This window comes from Micromonospora sp. WMMB482 (assembly GCF_019038635.1).
In the GTDB taxonomy this organism is placed as follows: Bacteria; Actinomycetota; Actinomycetes; order Mycobacteriales; family Micromonosporaceae; genus Micromonospora; species Micromonospora marina.
Genome location: NZ_JAHOPD010000020.1, coordinates 4,704,437 through 4,718,113, shown reverse-complemented (window position 1 = coordinate 4,718,113; position 13,677 = coordinate 4,704,437). Strand labels below are relative to the sequence as shown.

The following is a 13,677-nucleotide window of genomic DNA, read 5'->3' as shown; positions in this document are numbered from 1 at the left end:
CCGCAGCCGTGTCATCGCAAGGTCATACGGCGCGTTGCATAGGCATGAGACGGCGTTCACCCGCCGCCCGCGCGCGCCGGCGTGTTAAAAGGGGCCCCCTCCTCTACCGGAGGCGTTAAGAGGGGGCCCCTCCTTTCAGGTGCCGCGCAGGGTGGCGCCGAAGCGCTCGGCGGCCACCGCCACCGCGGCGTCGCGCGCCGCCACCGCCTCCTCGCCCGCGAGGGTCCGGTCCGGGGCGCGGAACGTCAGCTTGTACGCCAGCGACTTACGTCCCTCGCCGAGCTGCTCTGAGGTGTAGACGTCGAACAGTCGCACGTCCTCCAGCAGCGCGCCCGCGCCCTCGACCAGCGCGGCCCGCACCTCGGCCGCCGGCACCGAGTCGTCCACCACCAGCGCCACGTCGATCAGTGCCGGCGGGAACGTGGAGATGGTCGGACCGGCCGCCAGCGGGGCGGCCGGCAGCGCGTCCAGGTCCAGTTCCATGGCGCTGGTACGCCGGGGCAGCTCCAGCGCGGCCAGCACGGCCGGGTGCAGCTCACCGGCGTGGCCGACGACCACGCCGTCCACCACCAGCTCGGCGCAGCGGCCCGGGTGCCAGGGCGCCCGCTCCCCGGCCCGTACCGTCACCCGGTCGGCGGGAATCCCGGCGGCGTCCAGCACCGCCCGGCCCGCCTCGACCGCGTCCGCCCAGCCGGCCGTGCGGCCCGCCCCCCACCAGCCGGCCGGCTCGATCTCGCCCGTGAGCGCCACCGCGACGTGCCGGGGCTGGGCGGGCACCACCGCGTCGGCGGCGGCGAACTCCTCGTCGGTCGGCCGCCGGTCCACGCCCATCGCGGGCGGGGCGCCGGCGCCGGGACGCGGGTGGAAGACCGTGCCGATCTCGTAGATCGCCACGTCCCGCTGCCCCCGGCCGACGTTGCGCTTGACGATGCCGAGCAGCGGGCCGAGCAGCGTGGTGCGCAGCAGCGGCTCCTCCTCCGACAGCGGGTTCGCCAGCCGTACCGCGGGGCGGCGCGGGTCGTCGGCGGGCAGGCCGAGCTGGTCGACCAGCTCCGGCGCGACGAACGGCTGCGCCAGCACCTCGACGTACCCGCGCTCGGCGAGGGAGCGGGCGACCGCCCGGCGGCGCTGCTGCTGCCAGGTCAGGCCCCGGCCGGGCGGCGCGGTGGGCAGCACCGACGGCACGCGGTCGTAGCCGTCGAGGCGTACCACCTCCTCCACCAGGTCGGCCGGGTCGGTCAGGTCGGGCCGCCAGCTCGGCGGCGTCACGGTCAGCACCCCACCGCCACCGGCGGCCGTGCCCACCGTGCCCGGGTCCTCGGCGAGCCGGTCGGCGCCACGCGTCACGGTGCAGCCGACCTGCTCCAGCAGCTCCGCCACCCGGTCCGGCGAGTAGGTCACGCCGACCCGGCGCGACGGCAGGTCCACCGGCAGCGTGACAGGCGTACGCGGCGCGACGTGGTCGATGTCGAGCACCTCCTCGCCGACGCTGCCGCCGGCGAGGTCGGTGAGCAGCCGGACCGCCTTCTCCAGCGCGACGAGCGGCAGCGCCGGGTCCACGCCCCGCTCCCACCGCTTCGCGGCCTCGCTGAACAGCTTGTGCCGCCGCGCGGTACGGCCGACGGTGGCCGGATCCCAGTGCGCCGCCTCGAACAGCACGTTCGTGGTGGAGGCGAGCACCTCGCTGGTCTCGCCACCCATCACCGCTGCGAGCGAGATCGGACCGGTCTCGTCGCAGATGACCAGATCCTCGGCGGACAGCGTGCGGCTCATCCCGTCCAGCGTGGTCAGCTTCTCCCCCGCCTCGGCGCGGCGCACCACGAGCGCCCCGGCGATCCGGTCCACGTCGAAGGCGTGCATCGGCTGGCCGAGTTCGAGCATCAGGTAGTTGGTGATGTCGACGGCGAGCGAGATGCTGCGCACCCCGGCCACCGTGAGGCGCTGCCGCATCCAGCCGGGCGTCTGCACGGTCGGGTCGACGCCGCGCACCATCCGCGCCGCGAACCGGTCGCAGCCGACCGGGTCGCGGACCTCCACCGGGTACGCCGGCTCGGCGGTCGCGCCGCGCGCGGGCGCGTCGGCCGGGTCGCGGAACGGCACACCGAGCGCGTGCGACAGCTCCCGGGCGATACCGCGCACGCTCAGCGCGTACCCCCGGTCTGGGGTGATCTCCATCTCGACCACGACGTCGTCCAGGCCGACGACGGGCCGGGCGTCGTCGCCGGGCTGGGCCTTGACGTCCTCGGGCAGCACGACGATGCCCGAGTGGTCGTCGCCCAGCCCCAGCTCCAGCGCCGAGCAGATCATGCCGTGGGAGTTGCGCCCGTACGTCTTGCGCGCGCCGATGGCGAACCCGCCGGGCAGCACGCCGCCGGGGAGGATCACCACGACCTTGTCGCCCACGGCGAAGTTGCGCGCCCCGCAGACGATCTCCTGCGGCTCGCCGGTGCCGTTCGCGGCGCCGACGTCCACCCGGCAGAAGCGGATCGGCTTCTTGAAGCCGGTCAGCTCCTCGATCTCCAGAACCTCGCCGACGACCAGCGGGCCGGTGACCGACTCGCGCAGGTCCACCACGGACTCGACCTCGATGCCGAGGTCGACCAGCGCCTGCTCCAGGTCGCCGGTGGGCAGGTCGGCCGGCAGGTCCACGTACTCCCGCAGCCAACTGACAGAGACTCGCATGACTGTTAGACCACCGTTCCCGTAGCTCAGGCGCCGAACGCGCGGGTGAACCGCACGTCGCCCTCGGCCATGTCCCGCATGTCACTGACGCCGTGCCGGACCATCACGGTCCGGTCGATGCCCATGCCGAACGCGAATCCGGAGTAGACCTCCGGGTCGATGCCGCAGGCGCGCAGCACCCGCGGGTTGACCATGCCGCAGCCGCCCCACTCGACCCACTGCGGACCGTCCCGGTGCTCCGGGAACCAGACGTCGAACTCCGCCGACGGCTCGGTGAACGGGAAGTAGTGCGGCCGCCAGCGCGTCTTCGCGCCCTCGCCGAACATGGCCCGGGCGAAGTGGTCGAGCGTGCCGCGCAGGTGCGCCATGGTGATGCCCTTGTCCACCACCAGGCCCTCGACCTGGTGGAACACCGGCGCGTGGGTGGCGTCCAGCTCGTCGGTGCGGTAGACCCGGCCGGGCACCACCACGTAGATCGGCGGCTTGCGGCTGAGCATGGTGCGCGCCTGCACCGGCGACGTGTGCGTACGCAAGACGAGCCCACTACCCTCGGGTGCGATGTGGAACGTGTCCATCAGACCGCGCGCCGGGTGGTCGGCCGGGATGTTCAGCGCATCGAAGTTGGTCCACTCCAGCTCGACCTCGGGGCCTTCGGCCACCTCGTAACCCATGCCGATGAACAGGTCGCTGATCTGCTCCATCAGCACGCTCAGCGGGTGGCGGGCGCCGCGCGGCCGGCGGTCGTACGGCAGGGTCACGTCGACCCGCTCCTCGACCAGCACCCGCGCGGCCCGTTCCCGGTCCAGGATCTCCTGCCGGGCGGCGTACGCGGACTCGATCGCCCGGCGGGCCTCGTTGACCCGCTTGCCGGCGTCGGCCTTCGCGGCCGGCGGCAGCGCGCCGATCTCCCGGCGGGCCAGCGACACCGGGGACCGGTCACCGAGGTGCGCGGGGCGCAGCGCGACGAGCGCGTCCGGGTCGGCGGCTCCGGCGAACGCCTTCTCGGCGTCGGCCACGGCTCCGGCCAGGGCGTCCGGGTCGAGCAGGGCGACCTGCTTCGGGTCGTACGGATCGTTGCGGTAGCTCATGGTGAACGGGCACTCCCTCACGGCGGCACCGACCCTCGCGGGCGGCTAGGCGAGTCTACGGACGCGCGGCTTCGCCGCAGCCCGCCGGTGGGGAGTCGTGCAGGGGGAAGGGTCAGGCCCGCCGCCCGCCGACACCGGCGGGCTGGCTAAACGAACGCCGTGGCGCGTTCATGACGAGGCGGACTCCCCTGCTGTCTCTCGCGTGCCCCGGGGGACACGCAGTGCTCTGGCGGAAGAATACAGGCAGACGGCCGCCGCCGCAGCCAGGTTCAGGCTCTCCGCGCGCCCGTGCAGCGGCACCCGGACCCGGGCGTCGGCGGCACCGGTCAGCTCGTCGGGCAGGCCGTGCGCCTCCGAGCCGAACAGCCACGCGGTGGGGGCGGCCAGCCTTCCTGCGTCGGCGAGGTCGTCCAGGTCGCTGTCGCCGTACCCGGTGGTCGCGAAGATCTCCAGGCCCGCGGCCCGCAGCGCCTCGACGGCGGCGAGCGGGTCGGCGGCGCGCACCACGTCGACGTGGAAGAGGCTCCCGGCGGAGGCCCGCACGCACTTGCCGTTGTAGGGGTCGACCGCCTCCCCGGCGAACACCACCGCGCCCGCGCCCGCCGCGTCGGCGGTGCGCAGCACGGTGCCGGCGTTACCCGGGTCGCGGATTCCGGCAAGCACCGCGACCAGTCGCGGCGCGCGCGCCACGGCCTGCTCCAGGGGTACGTCGAGGTGCCGGCACACCGCCACCAGCCCCTGGGGGGCGACGGTCTCGGTGAGCGCGGCGAGCGCGTCGTCGGTCACCTCGGAGACCGGCACGTCGGCCCGGGCGGCCGCGGCGGCGAGGTCGGCGTACCGGTCGAGTGCCGCCGGGGTGCCGAACAGCTCGACCACCGTGCCGGCGCGGGCGAGCGCCTCCCGGACCGCCTGCGGCCCCTCGGCCAGGAACCGGCCGGTCTGGTCGCGGTCGCGCCGGCGCTGCAGCCGGCGGGCCGCCACGACCCTCGGGGTACGCGGGGTGAACGGTCCGGGAACGGCGTCGAGGCGCCTCCCCTGCGACTGTGAGTGCATGGGAGACGCCTCGATCTGCCGTACCGGGTGGGTCAGGCGGCCTGAGCCGCGGCGCCACCGGTGCCCTCGGCCGCCACGGCGGCGCGGGCCAGCTCGACGATCGCCGCGAACGCGGCGGCGTCGTTGACGGCCATGTCGGCCAGGATCTTCCGGTCGACCTCGATACCGGCCAGGCGCAGGCCCTGGATCAGCCGGTTGTAGGTCAGGCCGTTGGCCCGGGCACCGGCGTTGATCCGCTGGATCCAGAGCTGCCGGAAGTCGCCCTTGCGGTCGCGACGGTCCCGGTAGGAGTACTGCATCGAGTGCAGCACCTGCTCCTTGGCCTTGCGGTACAGCCGGGAGCGCTGACCGCGGTAACCGCTCGCGGTCTCCAGCAGGGTACGACGCTTCTTCTGGGCGTTCACAGCCCGCTTGACGCGTGCCATCTCAACTCCTTCTTCGGTTCAGGTGGCGCGCGTCAGCGGCCGAGCAGCTTCTTGATGCGCTTGACGTCGGCCTTGGCCAGCTCGACGGTGCCGGTCAGCCGACGGGTCTGGGTGCTGGGCTTCTTCTCCAGGTTGTGGCGAAGGCCGGCCTGCTGGGCAACGATCTTGCCCTTGCCGGTCACCTTGACCCGCTTACCCATACCCGTGTGGCTCTTCATCTTCGGCATTGGAACGTCTTCTCCCCTGTTACTGGCCGCTGGTCTCAGCGGTCGTGCCGGTCTCACCGGCTGCTGCGGTCTCGCCGGCCGCCGGGGTCTCACCGGCCGCCGGGGCGGCCGGTTCCTCCGCAGCACGGTCGCGCGGTCCACCGCGGGACGCCGTGGCGGCGACCGCGGAGGCCTTGACGGCCCGGTGCGGAGCGAGAACCATGATCATGTTTCGGCCGTCCTGCTTCGGCGCGGCCTCGACGTATCCCAGGTCCGTGATCTCGGACTCGAGCCGGCGCAGGAGCCGGTAGCCCAGCTCCGGGCGGCTCTGCTCCCGACCGCGGAACATGATCGTCACCTTGACCTTGTCGCCGGCCTTGAGGAACCGCACCACGTGACCCTTCTTGGTCTCGTAGTCGTGCGGGTCGATCTTCGGCCGGAGCTTCATCTCCTTAATGACGGTCTGCTGCTGGTTACGCCGCGCTTCGCGCGCCTTCAGTGCGCTCTCGTACTTGAACTTGCCGAAGTCCATGAGCTTGCACACCGGCGGGCGCGCCATCGGCGCAACCTCGACCAGGTCCAGGTCGACGTCCGCGGCCAGCTGCAGGGCGCGCTCAAGCGGGACGATGCCCACCTGCTCACCCTCAGGACCGACCAGTCGGACCTCACGTGCCCGGATCTGCTCGTTCACGCGTGGTTCGACGCTGATGGGGCCTCCTCGAGTCGAGTCTCCTACGGTGCCGACTCCGTGGGCTCCCGGGTGGGAGCCGACCCGGAAAGCAGAAGGCCCCGGCGTATGCCAGGGCCCACTCGACCGGTCGGCACGATCACAGGATCGCGCATCCGGCGCCGGGACGTGCCCGAAACCGGGGACCGGACCCGGCCACCGTGGCGGCGACTCGGGTGGGAGCGGGCGCTCCGCTTCTCGACCGCCCGCGCGTCAGGGACGGGGGCAGTCTGGTCGACTCCGCAACACTACACCCTCGGCCCAGGCCCGCCCAAACCGGGCTCGCTGGTCAGCGGGGTGCCGACTGGCCGGCGGACAGCGCCGCCAGGTGCGCCTGGTGCAGGCGGCGCAGCGCGCGTACCGCCTCGACCGCGCTCTCCTTGTCGGCGGCCTGCAACGCGACCATCGGCAGCAGGTCGTCGTCGTGCAGCTCCAGGCTGGCCCACGGGGCGCCCCGGTCGAACCGGACACCGCGGACGACCTCCCACGGCAGCTCGTACGAGCTGAACACGTTGCGCACCCGGACGCCCCGGGCGTCGGCGACCACGCGGGGGCGGGTGAACAGCAGGAAGCCGAGCGCGCCGAAGACGCCCAGGCCGATCATGGCGAACTGGTCGCCACGCTGGAACGTGCCGTAGCCGTTGCCGGTGGCGCCGGTCAGCGACGTCGCGACGAGGCTGAACACCACGATCAGCGTGACGGCCGAGGCCCAGCAGACGACCCGGACACGGCGGGGCCGCACGGTCACCACGGAATCGCTCACCCGACCAGTCTGCCATCCGGTTCGCGTACGCCTCCGGCCGCCACACGGTCCGGACCGCGCCGGCCCAGCCCGGTGACCACCACGGCGAGCAGCGTGAGCAGGGCGCCGGCCAGCACCGGCAGCCGGACACCGGGGCCGCCGGGCAGCACCAGGTCCAGCAGCAGCGCGCCGCCGAGCTGCCCGGCCACCAGCGCCAGGCCGGTCCGCAGCACCCCTGCCGCGCGTACCCCGACCAGCAGGGCGAGCACGATGCCGACGCCGAGCAGGCCGCCGAGGTAGAGCCACCACTGGGCGGGCCAGCGGGGCTGGCTCACGAGCGCGCCGGTCAGTGCCGCGACCGCGCCGATCACCACAGTGCTGACCGCGAAGTTGACGGCGAGCCCGGCGGCCGGGCCGACCGAGGCGGCGACCCGGCCGTTGAGCGCGGACTGCCCGGCCACCGCGAGCCCGCCCAGCACGCAGAGCAGCACCAGCCCGGCCGCCAGGTCACCGACCGGGCGGCCGAGCTGCGCCAGCGCGACGGCGCCGACGCCGAGCACCGCCCCGCCGACGCGGGGCACTGTGAGCGGCATCCGGCCGGTCGCGGCCAGCCCGGCCCGGTCCACCGCCAGGCCGCCGAGGCTGCCGCCGGCCACCTGGGCGATCGTGAACACCGCCACCCCGAGCACCGGCACCACCACCGGCGCGACCAGCACGATCACCGCGCCGCCCACCCCGCCGAGGTACGCCCACCACGGCAGCCCGCAGCGGCGCAGCCCGGCCAGCCCGGCGCGCATCGAGGGCAGCGCCACGATCCCGGCCAGCACCAGCAGGCAGCCGCCGAGGTTGTTGACCACCGCGCCGATGACCGGGTCACCGGTCCGCTCGCCCATCTCGGCGTTGACCGCGCCCTGGGCGGCCGAGGCCACGCCGCCCAGGACGACCACGGTCAGCGCGGCCGGGAGCGGCAGCGGCCTCACAGCCGGCAGGCGTGGATGTTGGTGACCAGGATCGCGCGGGCGCCCAGCTCGTACAGCTCGTCCATGATCCGGTGCACGTCGTCGCGGAGCACCATCGCCTGCACCGCGACCCAGCCCTCCCGGTGCAGCGGCGAGACCGTGGGCGACTCGATGCCGGGCGTCAGCGAGCTGGCCCGGTCGAGCAGGCCGGCCGGCACGTCGTAGGCGAGCATCACGTACCGGCGGGCGACCAGGACGCCGTGCAGCCGGCGCTGCAGCTGCTCCTGCTGCGCGCCGCCGGTCGCGCCGGCGCGGCGGACCAGGACCGCCGAGGAGCGCAGCAGCGGCTCGCCGAAGACCACCAGGCCGGCCTGGCGCAGCGTCGCGCCGGTCTCCACCACGTCGGCGACCACGTCGGCGACGCCGAGGCGGATGGCGTTCTCCACCGCGCCGTCCAGGCGGATCACGTCGGCCTTGACGCCCAGCTCGGCCAGGTGCCGCTCGACCAGGCCGGGGTACGCGGTGGCGATGCGGTGCCCGCCGATCTGCTGGACGTCGTCCACGTCCTGCGGGCGGGCGGCGAACCGGAAGGTGGCCCGCCCGAAGTTGAGGTCGACCACCTCCTCGGCCGGCGCGCCGGAGTCGATCAGCAGGTCACGGCCGGTGATGCCGACGTCCAGGTCGCCGGAGCCGACGTAGGTGGCGATGTCCTTGGGGCGCAGGTAGAAGAACTCGATGTCGTTGGGTTCGTCCCGGCAGACCAGGTCCTTCGGGTCGGTGCGCTGGCGGTAGCCCGCCTCGCGCAGCATCTGGGCCGCCTTCTCGGCCAGGGCGCCCTTGTTGGGTACTGCGACACGCAGCATGGGAGTGCTCCTTCGTTCGATCGGATGATCAGCGGGGAGGGCACTCACAGATGTCGGTAGACGTCCTTCAGTTCCAGACCGGTGGCGAGCATCAGCACCTGCGCCTGGTAGAGCAGCTGGGAGATCTCCTCGGCGGCCCGCTCCGGGCCCTCGTGCTCGGCGGCCATCCACGACTCGGCCGCCTCCTCGACGACCTTCTTGCCGATGAAGTGCACGCCCTTGGCGAGCGCCTCGACCGTGCCCGAGCCCGGGGTGCCGGCGGCGGCCTTGGCCTGCAGCTCGGCGAACAACTCCTCGAACGTCTTCACGGAAGGCGATTCTTCCAGCCGCCCCGGGTGAGCGCGCCCACCGGGTCCACCCGCGTCGTCCGGCTCACCCGGAGAGCGCGGCGAGGAAGTCCCGGACCGCGGCGGCGAACTCGGCGGGGCGGGCGGCCGGCACCGCGTGCCCGCCTTCGACGACGACCAGGCGGGCGGCGGGGATCCGGGCCGCCATCCGCGCCAGCTCGTGCTGCGGGAGGTGGCTGGCGGAACCACCGGCCACCACCACGAGCAGCCGCGCGTCGATCATGAAGTTGGCGGCAACCGCCGTCCTTTTTGTCCCCGTCAATTTCATGATCGACGCAGTGGTGGGGAGGGATGCGCCTCCCGGGTGATCGGTGGGTCAGGCGAAGCCGACGCGGTGGGCGGACTGGGCGTCCAGGGCGCGGACGGCCAGGGCCGCGTCCAGCGCCGCCACCGTCGCCGACCAGCCCTTGTCCTCGGCCGAGCCGGGCAGCCCGGCCCGGTCCCGGGCCTGCTCGATGGTGTCCACGGTGAGCACCCCGTGCGCCACCGGCTTGCCCTCGTCCAGCGCCACCCGGGTCAGCCCCTCGGTGACCGACTGGCAGACGTAGTCGAAGTGCGCCGTCGCGCCGCGTACCACCACACCGAGCGCGACGACCACGTCGAAGCGGCGGGCCATCGCCTGGGCCACCACCGGCAGCTCCACCGAGCCGGCCACCCGGGCCACCACGGCCCGCGCCCCGCACGCCTGCGCGGCGGCCACCGCACGCTCGGTCATGTGGTCGGTCAGGTCGCCGTGCCAGCGGGCGGCCACCACGCCGACAGTCATCCCGGCCGCGTCCACAGCGGTCACGCCCGGCTCGCCGAAACCCGCCATCGCCCTACGCTCCGATCTCGTCACCGGCGACCGGGCGGCCCATCGGCGCCTCGGTCACCTCGTCCAGCCCGTCCAGCAGGTGGCCCATCCGGTCCCGCTTGGTGCGCAGGTAGCGCACGTTCTCCGGGTTGGACCGCACCGGCAGCCCTTCCCGGCCGGTCACGGTGAGGCCGTACCCCTCCAGCCCGGCCCGCTTGGCCGGGTTGTTGGTCAGCAGCCGCATCGACCGGACCCCCAGGTCGTAGAGGATCTGCGCGCCGGTGCCGTAGTCGCGGGCGTCGGCCGGCAGGCCCAGGTCGAGGTTCGCGTCCACCGTGTCGCGGCCCTGGTCCTGGAGCTGGTACGCCTGGAGCTTGTGCAGCAGGCCGATGCCCCGGCCCTCGTGCCCGCGCACGTAGAGGACCACACCGCGTCCCTCCGCGGCGACCCGGGCGAGCGCGGCCTGCAACTGCGGCCCGCAGTCGCAGCGCAGCGAGCCGAACACGTCGCCGGTGAGGCACTCGGAGTGCACCCGGACCAGCACGTCCCGCCCGTCGCCGAGGTCGCCCATCACCAGCGCGACGTGCTCGGCCGGGTCGTGCTCGGCGCGGTAGCCCAGCGCCCGGAACACCCCGTACGGGGTGGGCATCCGCGCCTCGGCGGCCAGCTCGACCTGCTTCTCCGTGCGCCGCCGGTAGGCGATCAGGTCCGCGATGGTGACCAGCGTCAGCCCGTGCTCGGCGCAGAACTTCTCCAGGTCCGGCAGGCGCATCATGGTGCCGTCGTCGTTCACCAGCTCGCAGAGCACCCCGGCCGGGCGCAGACCGGCCAGGCGGGTCAGGTCCACCGCCGCCTCGGTGTGCCCGGGACGGCGCAGCACCCCGCCGGCGCGGGCGCGCAGCGGCACCACGTGACCGGGCCGGGCCAGGTCGGTCGGGCCGGTCGCGGCGTCGGCGAGCAGCCGGATGGTGTGCGACCGGTCGGCGGCCGAGATGCCGGTGCTGACGCCCTCCCGGGCGTCCACCGTCACCGTGTACGCGGTGCCGCGCCGGTCCTGGTTCGTGTGGTGCATCGGCGGCAGGTCCAGCCGGTCGCACTCGTCCTCGGTCAGCGGCACGCAGATGTAGCCGGAGGTGTAGCGGACCATGAACGCGACCAGCTCCGGGGTGGCCAGCTCAGCCGCGAAGATCAGGTCGCCCTCGTTCTCGCGGTCCTCGTCGTCGACCACGACCACCGGGCGCCCGGCGGCGATGTCCGCCACCGCCTGCTCGATCGAACCGAACGTGCTCATGCCACGGCCTCCGTGTACGTCGCCGGGATCGGGGCGGGCGCGGTCGCGACGGCCCGGGAGGTACGCCACCAGCTGTACAGGCCGGCGGCGCAGAACGCGCCGTAGACCAGGTACATGGCGGCGGACGGGTAGAAGCCGCCGCGCAGCAGCAGTGGTACGCCGACCGCGTCGACGGCGATCCAGATCAGCCAGAACTCCACCCAGCCGCGGGCCATGCCGTACGTGGCGAGCAGGCTGCCGACCAGGATCCACGCGTCCGGCAGCGGTCCCCACGACCCCAGCGCGGCGAGCACCGGGTACGCGGCGGCGGTGCCGGCGGCGGCGGCCACGAGCAGGCCGAGCCGCTCGGGCCAGGTGGCCCAGCGCGGCACCACGGCCGGCTGGTCCCCGCCACCGGCGCGCCGGTTGCGTGACCAGCGCCACCAGCCGTAGACGCTGACGGCGAAGAAGAAGACCTGCCGGCCGGCCTGGCCGTAGAGGTCGTGCGCCTGCGGGGTGACGAAGACGCCGCCGAGGAACACGGTGAGCAGCAGCGCGTTGCCGATCATGCCGACCGGCCAGGCCCAGACCACCCGGCGCAGCCCGAGCAGCGCCGAGGCGAGCCCGAACACGTTGCCGACGATCTCCCGGACCAGCACCGGCGAGCCGGCCACGTCCACCTGGGCGTCGAGCAGCCAGCCGAGCGGGCCCATCACCGCGCACCCCCCGCGCTCCGGTGGCCGAGCAGCCGCTCCACGTACTTGGCCAGCACGTCCACCTCCAGGTTGACCGGGTCGCCGACCTGCTTCGTGCCGAGCACGGTGAGCTTCAGCGTGGTCGGGATCAGCCCGACCGAGAACCAGTCGTCGCCCGCCTCGGCGACTGTGAGCGACACGCCGTCGACGGTGATCGAGCCCTTCTCCACCACGTACCGGGCCAGCCCGGCGGGCAGCCGGAACCGCACGGTTTCCCACTGCGCGGCGGGCGCCCGGGCGACGATCTCGCCGACGCCGTCGACGTGACCCTGCACCAGGTGCCCGCCGAGGCGGCCGTTGAGCGCGGCGGCCCGTTCCAGGTTGACCGGGTCGCCCGGGCGCAGCGCGCCGAGCGCGGTGCGGCGCAGCGTCTCGCCCATCACGTCGGCGGTGAACACGCCGCCGTCGACGTCGACCACGGTGAGGCAGACGCCGTTGACGGCGATCGAGTCGCCGTGCCGGGCGTCCGAGGTGACGAGCGGGCCGCGGATGGCGACCAGCGCGGAGTCGTCGCCGGTCTCGGTGCTCCGGACGATCTCGCCCAGTTCCTCGACGATGCCGGTGAACATGTCAGCCCTCCCTCTTCCGGGGCAGCGCGGTGATCCGCAGGTCGGGACCGACCCGCGTAACGTCGGTGATCTCCAGATCGATGGCGTCGGCGATGGTGCTCACGCCGGCGTCGAGCAGTGCGGTCGGGCCGGCGCCGAGCAGCTTCGGCGCGACGTACCCGACGATCCGGTCGACCAGGCCGGCGGCGAGGAACGCGCCGGCCAGCGTCGGCCCGCCCTCCAGCAGCGCGGCCCGCACGCCGCGGTGGTGCAGCTCCGCGAGCAGCGCCGCCAGGTCGACCCGGCCGTCCGGCCCGGCGCCGACCTCCGCGGCGGTGGCGATCCACGTGCGGGCGGCGCCGTCGCGGACCCGGGCGTCGGCCGGGGTACGCCCCGAGCTGTCCACCACCACCCGCAGCGGCTGCCGGATGGCGAGCGTGCCGTCGCGCAGGTTGCGGGCGGTCAGCCGGGGGTCGTCGGTGAGCACGGTGCCCACCCCGGCGAGCACCGCGTCGACGGTGCCGCGCAGCGCGTGCACGTCGATCCGGGCCGCCTCGGAGGTGATCCACATGCTGGTGCCGTCGGCCGCGGCGGACCGTCCGTCGAGCGTGGCCGCGTACTTCCAGATCACGTACGGCCAGCCGCGGCGCATCGAGGTGAGCCAGGCCACGTTGCCGGCCTCGGCCTCCTGCGTCCGTACCCCCAGGGCGACCTGGACCCCGGCGGCGCGCAGCGTGGCCGCGCCGCCGGAGGCGACCGGGTTGGGGTCGGGCACCGCGATCACCACCCGGGACACCCCGGCGGCGATGAGCGCGTGGCTGCACGGGCCGGTGCGGCCGGTGTGGTCGCAGGGTTCCAGGGTGACCACCGCGGTGCCGCCGCGGGCGCGCGTGCCGGCCTGGGCCAGCGCGACGATCTCCGCGTGCGGGCCGCCGGCGTACGCGTGGAAGCCCTCGCCGACGACCTCGCCGCCGGCGTCGAGCAGCACGCAGCCGACCACCGGGTTGGGGCTGGTGGCGCCGAGGCCGCGCGCGGCCAGTTCGATGGCACGACGCATCGCCTCGTCGACGGAGACGCTCGCCATGGCCGCCTGTCCTCCCGCTCGCCGGTCGCGCGCGGGCGGTTCGGGAGCAGCGGCTGGAAAGCCGCGGACACGCGGCGGCGGGAACCCGGGGACGGCAGTGCCGACCCCGAGGAGCCCACGCGGCGGCTGAGGGTG

16 protein-coding genes are annotated in these 13,677 nt (G+C 74.2%); all 16 read right to left on the bottom strand.

Translation table 11 applies throughout. The annotated features are described in order from the left end of the window. Positions 1–135: 135 nt before the first annotated feature. Entirely contained in the window at positions 136–2,682 is a 2,547-nt protein-coding gene (gene pheT, locus KSK32_RS23395; protein WP_216933133.1) for a phenylalanine--tRNA ligase subunit beta, read from the bottom strand. Between the two features lie 26 nt (positions 2,683–2,708). After that, the gene (gene pheS / locus KSK32_RS23390) at positions 2,709–3,770 is read right to left on the bottom strand and encodes a phenylalanine--tRNA ligase subunit alpha (protein ID WP_216933132.1); all 1,062 of its coding nucleotides are present in this window, start codon (positions 3,768–3,770) and stop codon (positions 2,709–2,711) included. Positions 3,771–3,938: 168 nt separating this feature from the next. Continuing rightward, positions 3,939–4,823, bottom strand: coding sequence for an RNA methyltransferase (locus KSK32_RS23385; RefSeq protein ID WP_216933131.1), 885 nt, complete (start codon positions 4,821–4,823; stop codon positions 3,939–3,941). 32 nt (positions 4,824–4,855) lie between these two features. Next, positions 4,856–5,248, bottom strand: coding sequence for a 50S ribosomal protein L20 (gene rplT, locus KSK32_RS23380; protein ID WP_013285541.1), 393 nt, complete (start codon positions 5,246–5,248; stop codon positions 4,856–4,858). A gap of 32 nt (positions 5,249–5,280) precedes the next feature. After that, positions 5,281–5,475 carry a 50S ribosomal protein L35 gene (gene rpmI, locus KSK32_RS23375; RefSeq protein WP_026267805.1) on the bottom strand — a complete coding sequence of 65 codons (195 nt, stop codon included), beginning with the start codon at positions 5,473–5,475 and terminating at the stop codon, positions 5,281–5,283. A 19-nt stretch (positions 5,476–5,494) separates the two neighbouring features. Further along, a complete protein-coding gene (gene infC / locus KSK32_RS23370; protein WP_216933130.1) occupies positions 5,495–6,145 on the bottom strand; it encodes a translation initiation factor IF-3 in 651 nt (216 codons plus the stop codon). A 325-nt stretch (positions 6,146–6,470) separates the two neighbouring features. Then, the gene (locus KSK32_RS23365; protein WP_199733268.1) at positions 6,471–6,944 is read right to left on the bottom strand and encodes a PH domain-containing protein; all 474 of its coding nucleotides are present in this window, start codon (positions 6,942–6,944) and stop codon (positions 6,471–6,473) included. After that, positions 6,941–7,903 carry a DMT family transporter gene (locus KSK32_RS23360; RefSeq protein WP_216933129.1) on the bottom strand — a complete coding sequence of 321 codons (963 nt, stop codon included), beginning with the start codon at positions 7,901–7,903 and terminating at the stop codon, positions 6,941–6,943. The genes KSK32_RS23365 and KSK32_RS23360 overlap by 4 nt, the downstream gene beginning before the upstream one ends. Further along, positions 7,900–8,745 (bottom strand): ATP phosphoribosyltransferase, encoded by an 846-nt coding sequence (hisG, locus tag KSK32_RS23355; RefSeq protein ID WP_216933128.1) that lies wholly within the window; start codon positions 8,743–8,745, stop codon positions 7,900–7,902. The genes KSK32_RS23360 and hisG overlap by 4 nt, the downstream gene beginning before the upstream one ends. 44 nt (positions 8,746–8,789) lie before the next feature. Then, positions 8,790–9,071 (bottom strand): phosphoribosyl-ATP diphosphatase, encoded by a 282-nt coding sequence (locus KSK32_RS23350; RefSeq protein WP_198039659.1) that lies wholly within the window; start codon positions 9,069–9,071, stop codon positions 8,790–8,792. Positions 9,072–9,117: 46 nt separating this feature from the next. Next, positions 9,118–9,315 carry a hypothetical protein gene (locus KSK32_RS23345; protein WP_216936523.1) on the bottom strand — a complete coding sequence of 66 codons (198 nt, stop codon included), beginning with the start codon at positions 9,313–9,315 and terminating at the stop codon, positions 9,118–9,120. A 93-nt stretch (positions 9,316–9,408) separates the two neighbouring features. Next, complete coding sequence (gene ribH / locus KSK32_RS23340; RefSeq protein ID WP_091424378.1) at positions 9,409–9,906, bottom strand: 6,7-dimethyl-8-ribityllumazine synthase; 498 nt, start codon at positions 9,904–9,906, stop codon at positions 9,409–9,411. Between the two features lie 4 nt (positions 9,907–9,910). Beyond that, complete coding sequence (locus tag KSK32_RS23335) at positions 9,911–11,176, bottom strand: bifunctional 3,4-dihydroxy-2-butanone-4-phosphate synthase/GTP cyclohydrolase II (RefSeq protein ID WP_216933127.1); 1,266 nt, start codon at positions 11,174–11,176, stop codon at positions 9,911–9,913. Continuing rightward, on the bottom strand, positions 11,173–11,868 hold the full coding sequence (pnuC, locus tag KSK32_RS23330; protein WP_216933126.1) for a nicotinamide riboside transporter PnuC: 696 nt from the start codon (positions 11,866–11,868) through the stop codon (positions 11,173–11,175). The genes KSK32_RS23335 and pnuC overlap by 4 nt, the downstream gene beginning before the upstream one ends. Further along, on the bottom strand, positions 11,868–12,479 hold the full coding sequence (locus tag KSK32_RS23325; protein ID WP_216933125.1) for a riboflavin synthase: 612 nt from the start codon (positions 12,477–12,479) through the stop codon (positions 11,868–11,870). The genes pnuC and KSK32_RS23325 overlap by 1 nt, the downstream gene beginning before the upstream one ends. A gap of 1 nt (position 12,480) precedes the next feature. Next, positions 12,481–13,542: a bifunctional diaminohydroxyphosphoribosylaminopyrimidine deaminase/5-amino-6-(5-phosphoribosylamino)uracil reductase RibD gene (gene ribD, locus KSK32_RS23320; protein ID WP_216933124.1), complete on the bottom strand. Its 1,062-nt coding sequence runs from the start codon at positions 13,540–13,542 to the stop codon at positions 12,481–12,483. Between the last annotated feature and the right edge of the window lie 135 nt (positions 13,543–13,677).